Annotated in this window: 6 protein-coding genes and 1 riboswitch; of the genes, 2 read left to right on the top strand and 4 right to left on the bottom strand. The window is 44.2% G+C overall.

The genetic code is table 11. From position 1 onward, the window contains the following. Positions 1–46: 46 nt before the first annotated feature. Positions 47–2,902 carry an excinuclease ABC subunit UvrA gene (gene uvrA, locus B2746_RS16355; protein ID WP_290796059.1) on the bottom strand — a complete coding sequence of 952 codons (2,856 nt, stop codon included), beginning with the start codon at positions 2,900–2,902 and terminating at the stop codon, positions 47–49. A gap of 131 nt (positions 2,903–3,033) precedes the next feature. After that, a riboswitch (SAM riboswitch) is annotated at positions 3,034–3,147 on the top strand. Positions 3,148–3,296: 149 nt separating this feature from the next. On the opposite strand from uvrA, the gene B2746_RS16350 reads away from it, so the two are divergent. Further along, on the top strand, positions 3,297–4,448 hold the full coding sequence (locus B2746_RS16350; RefSeq protein WP_290796057.1) for a trans-sulfuration enzyme family protein: 1,152 nt from the start codon (positions 3,297–3,299) through the stop codon (positions 4,446–4,448). Positions 4,449–4,469: 21 nt separating this feature from the next. After that, complete coding sequence (locus tag B2746_RS16345; RefSeq protein ID WP_290796055.1) at positions 4,470–5,729, top strand: homoserine dehydrogenase; 1,260 nt, start codon at positions 4,470–4,472, stop codon at positions 5,727–5,729. Here the strand turns inward: B2746_RS16345 and B2746_RS16340 are convergent. The 3 genes from B2746_RS16340 to B2746_RS16330 all read right to left on the bottom strand — a co-directional run bounded on the left by B2746_RS16340 (position 5,726) and on the right by B2746_RS16330 (position 9,129). After that, on the bottom strand, positions 5,726–6,979 hold the full coding sequence (locus B2746_RS16340; protein ID WP_290796052.1) for a YeiH family protein: 1,254 nt from the start codon (positions 6,977–6,979) through the stop codon (positions 5,726–5,728). The genes B2746_RS16345 and B2746_RS16340 overlap by 4 nt on opposite strands. Before the next feature lie 11 nt (positions 6,980–6,990). After that, positions 6,991–8,415, bottom strand: a complete 1,425-nt coding sequence (locus tag B2746_RS16335; protein WP_290796050.1) for a phytoene desaturase family protein — start codon at positions 8,413–8,415, stop codon at positions 6,991–6,993. Positions 8,416–8,631: 216 nt separating this feature from the next. Next, positions 8,632–9,129: a DUF1579 family protein gene (locus B2746_RS16330; protein WP_290796049.1), complete on the bottom strand. Its 498-nt coding sequence runs from the start codon at positions 9,127–9,129 to the stop codon at positions 8,632–8,634. Positions 9,130–9,189 lie beyond the last annotated feature (60 nt).

Here is a 9,189-nt window from a genome sequence, read left to right as displayed (position 1 = left end):
CCTCGCACCTTTCACCTTTCACCTCGCACGTTTCACCTTTCACCTCTCACATTTCACCTTTAAGAAACTTCGCTGTATGGCTCCCTTTCTCTTTAATCATTTCTTCCGGAGTTCCTGTGAATAAAACCTGTCCGCCGCCATCTCCGCCTTCCGGACCAATATCGATGATATGATCCGCCACTTTTATTACATCCAGATTGTGTTCAATAACAAGCACCGTATTACCGCGATCAACCAGTTTGTTTAATACGTCCAGCAAATGTTGGATATCCTGAAAATGCAAACCGGTAGTAGGCTCATCCAGAATATAAAATGTTTTACCTGTATCTTTTTTTGATAGTTCTGTTGCCAGTTTTACACGTTGCGCTTCTCCTCCGCTGAGTGTAACCGCACTTTGTCCGAGTGTGATATACCCCAAACCAACTTCCTGCAACACTTTGATCTTTCTATATAAATAAGGAACTGCCTGGAAAAACTCAACAGCTTCTTCTACTGTCATATCCAATACATCACTGATGGATTTTCCTTTGTAACGAATTTCAAGTGTTTCCCGGTTATATCGTTTTCCATTGCATTTTTCGCAATGCACATAAACATCCGGCAGGAAATTCATTTCAATTACCCGCATACCACCACCTTCGCAGGTATCACAACGGCCGCCTTTTACATTGAAGGAGAATCTGCCTGCTGCATATCCCCGGATTTTAGCTTCGGGAACAGCGGCAAACAATTGTCTTATTTCTGTAAAGAATCCGCAATAGGTGGCAGGATTACTACGGGGTGTTCTGCCAATGGGAGACTGATCAATTTCAATCACTTTATCGATATGCTCAAGTCCTTTGATAGTTTTATACTCCAGCGGCTTTTGTTTGGATTCATAACAATGCTGCGATAAAATCGGATAAAGGGTTTCATTGATCAGCGTACTCTTTCCACTACCGCTCACTCCTGTAACCAGAATAAGTTTACCCAGTGGAAATTTTACGGAAATATTTTTCAGGTTATTTCCTTTAGCACCTTTCAAATCCAAAACGGAACCATTTCCTTTTCTGCGGGCCTGCGGAACTTCAATACTTTTTTTTCCACTCAGGTATTGTGCAGTTTCTGAATTGGATGCCAGCACTTCCTGCGGAGTTCCCTGCGCAACTATTTGTCCGCCGAATTTCCCGGCACGCGGACCAATATCCACCAGGTGATCAGCGGCCATCATGATATCCTTATCGTGTTCAACAACCAACACACTGTTCCCGATATCACGCAGATTTTGCAAAGCTGTAATCAGTCGATGGTTATCGCGCTGATGTAGTCCGATACTTGGTTCATCCAACACATACGTGATACCCTGCAATTGAGAGCCGATCTGTGTAGCCAAACGGATTCTCTGGGATTCTCCACCACTCAGGGTTTTAGAAGAGCGGTTAAGGGTAAGATAGGTTAAGCCGACATCAAGCAGAAACTGTAATCGTTCTCTGATTTCTTTTAAAATATCTTTTGCAATAATTTGTTGTTTGGCACTGATGCGTTTCTCCATGCCATCAAACCAGGCCAGCAGTTTGTCCAGATTATAGTTGCTGATTTCGGCAATATTTTTTCCATCCACGCGGAACCATAGACTTTCTTTTCTTAATCTGGCACCATCACAAGTAGAACAAGTAGTGAGATCCATATAACTTTCTGCCCATTCGCGAATTCCTTCCGAGCCTGCGGTAGCGAACCAGCGTTTCAATTGAGGAATTACGCCTTCAAATTCTTCAGCATATACACGCTCTGCGCCAGCCATTTCATCAAAATCAAATTCGGTTGAATCACTACCAGTTTCATTTGCATAGAGTATCAGATTTAATGCGGATGTTGGAAGATCTCGCACCGGTTTTTTCAGATCGATTTTATGTTTCTTTGCGATTTGCTGCACTTGTTTGTACACATAAGCTTCCCGTTCTTCACCCAACGGTGCGATCGCGCCTTCTTTGATACTTTTATCCCAGTCAGGAATCACTTTTTCCATACTAATCTGGTAAACGGTTCCGAGGCCCTTGCAGGTTGGGCAGGCACCATAAGGCGAATTGAAAGAGAAACTATTGGGCGATGGCTCCTCGTAGGAAATACCGGTGTCTTCGCACATTAACTGCCGGCTGTATTGGATTAATTGGTTGTTATCATTTAGTAATAAAAAGAGGAGTCCCTTTCCTACCTGCATGGATTTCTGAACACTCTGACTCAGGCGAAGTTTCATATCAGGGGTAACGGCCATGCGATCGATCACGACTTCGATATCATGGATTTTATAGCGATCCACCTGCATTTTGGGAATCAGGTCTTTGACTTCACCATCTACCCGAACCTTGAGGTAACCTTTTTTGCGGATATCTTCGAAAAGTTCTCTGTAATGTCCTTTCCGGCCTCTTACCAGCGGTGCCAGCAGAGAGATTTTTTTCTTTTCGTACTTGCTGAAAATATTTTCGACAATTTCCTCTTCGGAGAACTTTGTCATTCGTTTGCCGGTGTTATAACTGAAGGCGTCGGATGCGCGGGCATAGAGCAGACGCATAAAATCGTAGACTTCGGTGATGGTGCCAACGGTAGAACGCGGATTTTTATTGGTCGTTTTTTGTTCAATGGAGATTACGGGCGAGAGGCCGGTAATCCGGTCTACATCCGGCCGTTCCATATCACCCACGAACTGGCGTGCATAGGCGGAAAAGCTTTCCATATAACGACGTTGCCCTTCGTTATAAATAGTATCAAAAGCCAGGGAGGATTTCCCACTACCGCTTACGCCGGTAAAAACCACCAGCTGGTTTTTAGGCAATTGAATATCAATATTTTTCAAATTATGTTCCCTTGCACCCGTCACCTCTATCATTTCCTGCACCACTGGTACCGCCTTTTTACTTTTCTTCATTGTACAAATCTACTATAAGTGTCAGACAGGTGTTAGGACATTGTAAGAACAATGTCCTAACACCTGTCTGACGACTTTGGTTTGGAAATAACAAAACACCTTCCTAACTTTGCGGCAGTTCTTTAGAGCATCGCTTATCAAGAAAGGCAGAGGGAAATGGCCCGATGAAGCCTTGACAACCTGTTTCCTGCGGTAACGCAGGAAGTAAGGTGCCAAATCCAGCCCGTAAAAGGGATAGATAAGTCAGATGAATGGCTTTTGCAGAAATTCAACTTCTACATAGAGCTCTTCTGATGATTTATCGGGAGAGCTTTTTTTATACCCGCTCCTCCCGATTTTACTTGGTAGGTGGTGTCGCTAACAACCTGTTTTTCAATTAAAAAAATGTTTAACAATGCAAGCGACAACACAATTATTGCACAGCATCCCGGTGGATGCGCAAACCGGCGCCATTGCCGTACCTATTTATCAGACCAGCACCTTTGTGCAGGAAGCTCCAGGCGTAAACAAAGGATTTGACTACAGCCGAACCAACAACCCAACCCGCCAGGAACTGGAAAAAATCATCGCCCAACTAGAGAAAGGTACTGTAGCTGCAGCCTTCTCAAGTGGACTGGCTGCCATTGATGCCGTTATCAAACTATTGGAATCAGGTGATGAAATCCTCGCGGTCAATGACATCTACGGAGGTGCCTTTAGGCTCTTTGAAAAAGTGTACAAAAAATTCGGTATTACGGTTACCTACGTTGACATGAGTGACCTGACGGCGGTTCATCGTGCCATCTCCCTGAAAACAAAACTGATCTGGCTGGAAACTCCCACCAACCCCACCCTGAAAGTGGCAGATATCCGGGCCATTGCCGATATCGCAGAGCGATACAAACTATTATTTGCGGTGGATAACACTTTTGCCTCCCCGGTTTATCAGCAGCCCCTAACCCTGGGTGCCGATATCGTGGTACATAGCGCTACCAAATTCATCGGCGGACATAGTGACGTAATCGCCGGACTGATAATCGCCAAAGACCCGGAAATCGGTAAACAGATCAAATTTTACCAGAATGCCTGCGGAGCAGTTTTAGGCCCATTTGACAGTTTTCTCCTGATCAGGGGACTCGAAACATTACACCTCCGCGTTCAGCAACATACCCGGTCTGCAACCCAGGTAGCTCAATTCCTCCAAAAACATGCTGCAGTAGAAGAAGTATTCTACCCGGGTTTTGGCGGAGTGGTTTCTTTTCGGCTGAAACAGGATTCCGAATCAGCAGCCAGTATCTTTGTACAGTCTACCCAACTCTTTCACCTGGCTGAAAGTTTGGGCGGCGTCAAGAGCCTTATCAGTCACCCTGTGAGCATGACCCACAAATCCATTGATCCGGAAAAAAGAAAAGCTGCCGGTATAACAGACGGACTCATCCGCCTTAGTGTTGGGTTGGAAGATGCAGCCGATCTGGTGAACGATCTGGAAGATGCCTTTCAACAAATAACACAAAACAAAAAAGCATCCGGCCTTTTAAAAAAAGAAGCCGGGCTAGTATCTATCTAATTATAAGCAAGAAAACTCACCATGACTCACCACAAGAAATTAACCATCGGATTATTCGGATTTGGTGTTGTTGGAGAAGGACTTTATAAAGTCTTACAACAAACGCCTTCCCTCAGTGCATCTATCAAAAAAGTATGTATCAAAGATGCAGGCAAAAAAAGAAATGCACCCGACAGTCTGTTTACGACCGATCGCGATGAGCTGCTGAACGATGAAGAAATCAATGTAATTGTTGAAGTAATCAACGAAGCGGAACCCGCCTTTGAAATTGTAACCAGAGCACTTCGAAACGGCAAATCTGTGGTGAGTGCCAGCAAAAAAATGATTGCCGAGCACCTGCCTGAATTACTGGCCCTGCAACAGGAAGTTGAACCCAGTTTTTTATACGAAGCAGCAGCCTGCGCTTCCATCCCGGTAATCCGGAATCTGGAGGAATATTATGATAATGATTTGTTGCATGGAATCAAGGCCATTGTCAACGGATCCACCAACTTCATACTTACCAAAATGTTTGAAGACAAGCTGGATTTCCAACAGGCTCTCTTACTGGCGCAACAATTAGGTTTTGCAGAATCGGATCCTTCGTTGGATGTGGAGGGATATGATGCGCTCAACAAATGGACCTTCCTCCTAACGCACGCATACGGAATAATTGAGCACCCCAATAACCTGCTCTTCACCGGCATTCAGAACATACATGCCATGGATGCACGTGTTGCCGCTGAAAAAGGGCAGCAGATCAAACTGGTTGCACAGGCACAGAAACTACACAATGGTAAAGTGGCCAGTTTTGTATTGCCACAATTCATTCAGGCCGACGATCATCTTTCCTTTGTAAAAAACGAATACAATGGTGTGGTAATTGAAAGTGGTTTTTCTGACAAACAATTTTTCTATGGAAAAGGCGCCGGAAGTTTCCCAACTGCTTCCGCCGTGTTGAGTGACTTGTCTGCACTGCGTTATGAATATAAATACGAGTATAAAAAACTCTATCACCACCAGCCAAATAGCATCACCAATGATTATTACCTGCGAGTGTACCTGAGTTTCACCGACTGGAAACATATACCTCGTGAAAAATTTGAATGGATTGAAGAATGGCATGCACGGGAGGAACGCAAATACCTGGTGGGTGTATTACATGTAAAAGAACTCATCGAAAATGACTGGTGGAAACAAAACAGCACCTCGCTGATTCTAACTCCACAGCCGATCATCGAAGATGTGGCCATTCAGCAGCTCAAGAAAAAAAGTCTGGAACTTGCCGGTGTTGCATTTTAACGAAAGAGCAGATAAGCAACAAGCAGCGTAACGATAATATTAAACCCTTGTGCGATCAAAAATCCGTACAGGGGTTTTTTATTATTCTGGTGAAACAATTCAGCAAACCGGGTTTCCATCCCGATACTTGTAAATGCCAGTACAAACCACATGGTTTGTATATTTTTAAGTGGTTCTTTAACTGCTTTAATGGTATCCGCGTTCAAAACAAATGAAAACAACAAGGAGGCGCAGACGAACCCCAAAACAAATTTCGGGAATCGCTCCCAAATCACTCCCAGTGTAGGTTTTTCTACCGCTACACCTTCTTTACGTGAATAAGTCCAGTAAACAGAAATCGCAAATGCAGCGATCCCCAATAATACATTCTGCGAAAATTTGACGATCGTACTAATTTTCAAAGCATCCTCTCCTACCAATGTACCTGCAGCCACCACGGCTCCTGAGGTATCAATACTTCCACCCAGCCATGCACCGGTAACGGCTTCCGGCAATTGCATCCACTGTGCCAGATAAGGCATACCAATCATCATGGGGATGGCTGTAACCAGCACCAGCGAAATCACATAGGAGAGTTTTTTGGTATCGCCACTGATTGCTCCGGATGTGGCAATGGCAGCAGAAACGCCACAAATAGAAACAGCACTGGAAATCATCATACGCATATCGTCTTCTACTCCCAGTTTTTTACATATCCAGAAAGCAAAATACCATACAGATAACACAACTATCAATGCCTGCAATAAACCAAGTGATCCGGCTTTCAGCATATCGCCAAAAATGATACTGGTGCCCAATAATACCAATCCAATTTTGACAAACAATTCCGTCTGGAGCGATTTGGTAATCCATTCCGGAAGCCGAAATAAATTCCCGATCAGCAAACCCAGTGAAAGGCTAAAAATAACCGCTTCCAGATTGAGGTCTTTTATCAATTTGTTACCGGCGAGCAGCATTGCCAGTATGGATACAAAAAAGACAAGTGGAAAAATTTTTAGAACAGCAGCAATTGATTTTCCAGCCAATGCTGTTCCTGCAGCAGCAATGGCATACATAATAAAAAAGAGTCCGCCGATTTTCAACAGATTCGAACCAGCTAAAACCTGTCCGTACAGAGTAGTTCCATCGCTCCAGCTAAAAACAGGTTTTGGAATTTGCAATCCGACAACTGCCAGCAGAATTATCAATGCACCCAACCAAACAGCGGTCCAATCTTCATTTATCAGGGGTTTTGCTACATCGTTTGCCATTACAAGTTCATTTAAAACAGATCCTTTAAAATTCTTTTCGCTGCATGATAACCACACATGCCATGCACCCCTCCACCCGGAGGAGTGGATGAGGAACAAATATAAAGCCCTTTTGCACTTGTTCTATAAGGTGACCAGCGCAATGCCGGCCGGGTGAATAACTGACCAATATCCTGCACACCGCCATTAATATCGCCACCAATATAATTCGGATTATAGTCCTGCATGGCGCGGGTATTCATCGTGTGACTGCCGATGATCCGTTCCCTAAATCCCGGCGCATATCGCTCTACCTGCTTTTCAATAGCCTGTTTCATATCTTTTTCAGAGCCAAAAGGAACATGACAATAGGCCCAGGCAGTATGTTTGCCTTCTGGTGCGCGGGTGGAATCAAATAAGGAAGGTTGTGACAGTAATACAAACGGCTGATCCACATGGATACCCTTTGCAGTAGCTGCTTCATTCCAACTGATTTCCTCAAATGTATTACCAATATGTACCGTACCAGCCTGCTTACATTCTTCATTACGCCAGGGAATAGGCGCATCCAATGCCCAGTCAATTTTAAAAACACCCATTCCATACCGATAACGCTTCAATTGCCAATTATAAAAGCTCGAAAATTGATGTCCGGCTATCTGTAACAATTGCTGGGGTGTACAATCAAACGCAACTGCTTTGGAGGAAGGCAATTGCCGAAGCGATTTCACTTCGAATCCGGTTTCTATAACACCACCGAGCGATCGAAAATGCGCCGCCATGGCATCTGCAATAGACTGGGAACCGCCAACAGGAATCGGCCATCCGCTTGTATGTCCGGCTGCCAGCAAAACCATTCCAATGGCAGCGCTTGCCCAATTTGTTAACGGTTGAATACCGTGTGCCGCCATCCCCCCAAACAATGCTTTTGCTTCTTCAGTTTTAAATGCATTTGCAATCCATGTGGCTGGTTGCAGGGCTTTAACACCAAATCCGGCCAGCGCAAATGCGTTATCCGGCCATGTTAATGGTCCAAGAATATCATTTTTCAGCAGATCAAAATTGCGCACAACCGGCTCCATCAAATTCAGGTAGTTGGACTGGTCAATACCAAGTCGGGCTGCAGTTGGGGCAATGGATTGCAACAATACAGCAGAGGTTCCGTAATCTAATGGATGGGCGGCACAAACAGGAGGATCAATAAAATCCAAACCATAATCTGACCAGTTGACGGAAGAAAAAAACGGTGAAATTTTTGCCATTGGGTGAATAGCCGAACAGATATCATGTTTAAATCCGGGAAGTGTTAACGCTGCGGTACGCATCCCTCCTCCAATGGCAGGCTTAGCTTCCAGCAGCAGCACCTGCAGGCCTTTCGCCTGTAAAGTTATCCCCGCAGCCAATCCATTGGGTCCTGCTCCAATGATGATTACATCATAATCCGTTTGTTGCTTCACGCTTAATTTTCAGTTGACAAAATATAACACTAACTTATAATGCAATCTCAGGTAAGGAAAACAGAAAACAGTGGGAAACCGGATATTAATCAACCACCGATTAAAACCGGTTAACCCATGCTGTTCGTATACTGACTTACATTAGTCTATTGTTTCAGTAGACAAAACAAGCATATTTTTTCCAACTCTCCTAATTATTAAAAAAAAATCCGGACATCAGGTAGTCCGGTGGTAGCGGATTTCAGTTGCTATTTGTGATTGCCCGGTTGGAGAAATCATGTAGGCAACAATGATCAATTCCTCCTTCTCAAAATGCATATCTGTACGCCAGCCCCAATATTGAGGAGGCTGTTGGTGATCCGAAAACGAACCAAGCACTTCAAAATCATGGTCATTGGCATTTCCTTTGGAGAACATGATGGCGGTACTCATATGAAAACTGTCTACCCACGCAACCTGAAACTGATTCGATTGCAGATCAAAGCCAATCATATAAACCCCTTCCACTTCCCGATCTTTAAACTGAGTGGCGTAGCGGTGCAATAAAAATCTGCCTTCCAGTATAGATTCGATAGTGCCTTCGATCGGTGATTCATCCGCCAGCACATCCGGCTCAAACCAGACCCTGCTGGTACCTTTCCATTTGCCTGCAAAAGATTGCAGATCCAGGTGTTTACCTCTTTCCAAAGAGATGGCAAAGCTCATTTTTTCCATACTTCAAGTTACAGTTGTTTCGTATAAAGGAAGAACGAAAGTTTTGGATTTATTGGTTAT

The organism is Flavihumibacter sp. UBA7668, assembly GCF_002483205.1.
GTDB lineage: Bacteria > Bacteroidota > Bacteroidia > Chitinophagales > Chitinophagaceae > Flavihumibacter.
The sequence above is the reverse complement of the archived record's forward strand: the minus strand, read 5'-3'. Positions and strand labels throughout refer to the sequence as shown.

What these genes read in the sequence shown, in the direction of transcription:
- B2746_RS16340 (WP_290796052.1), bottom strand. Translation starts at nt 6,979, where the DNA reads ATGGCAAACGATGTAGCAAAACCCCTGATAAATGAAGATTGGACCGCT.
- B2746_RS16350 (WP_290796057.1), top strand. Translation starts at nt 3,297, where the DNA reads ATGCAAGCGACAACACAATTATTGCACAGCATCCCGGTGGATGCGCAA.
- B2746_RS16345 (WP_290796055.1), top strand. Translation starts at nt 4,470, where the DNA reads ATGACTCACCACAAGAAATTAACCATCGGATTATTCGGATTTGGTGTT.
- B2746_RS16330 (WP_290796049.1), bottom strand. Translation starts at nt 9,129, where the DNA reads ATGGAAAAAATGAGCTTTGCCATCTCTTTGGAAAGAGGTAAACACCTG.
- uvrA (WP_290796059.1), bottom strand. Translation starts at nt 2,902, where the DNA reads ATGAAGAAAAGTAAAAAGGCGGTACCAGTGGTGCAGGAAATGATAGAG.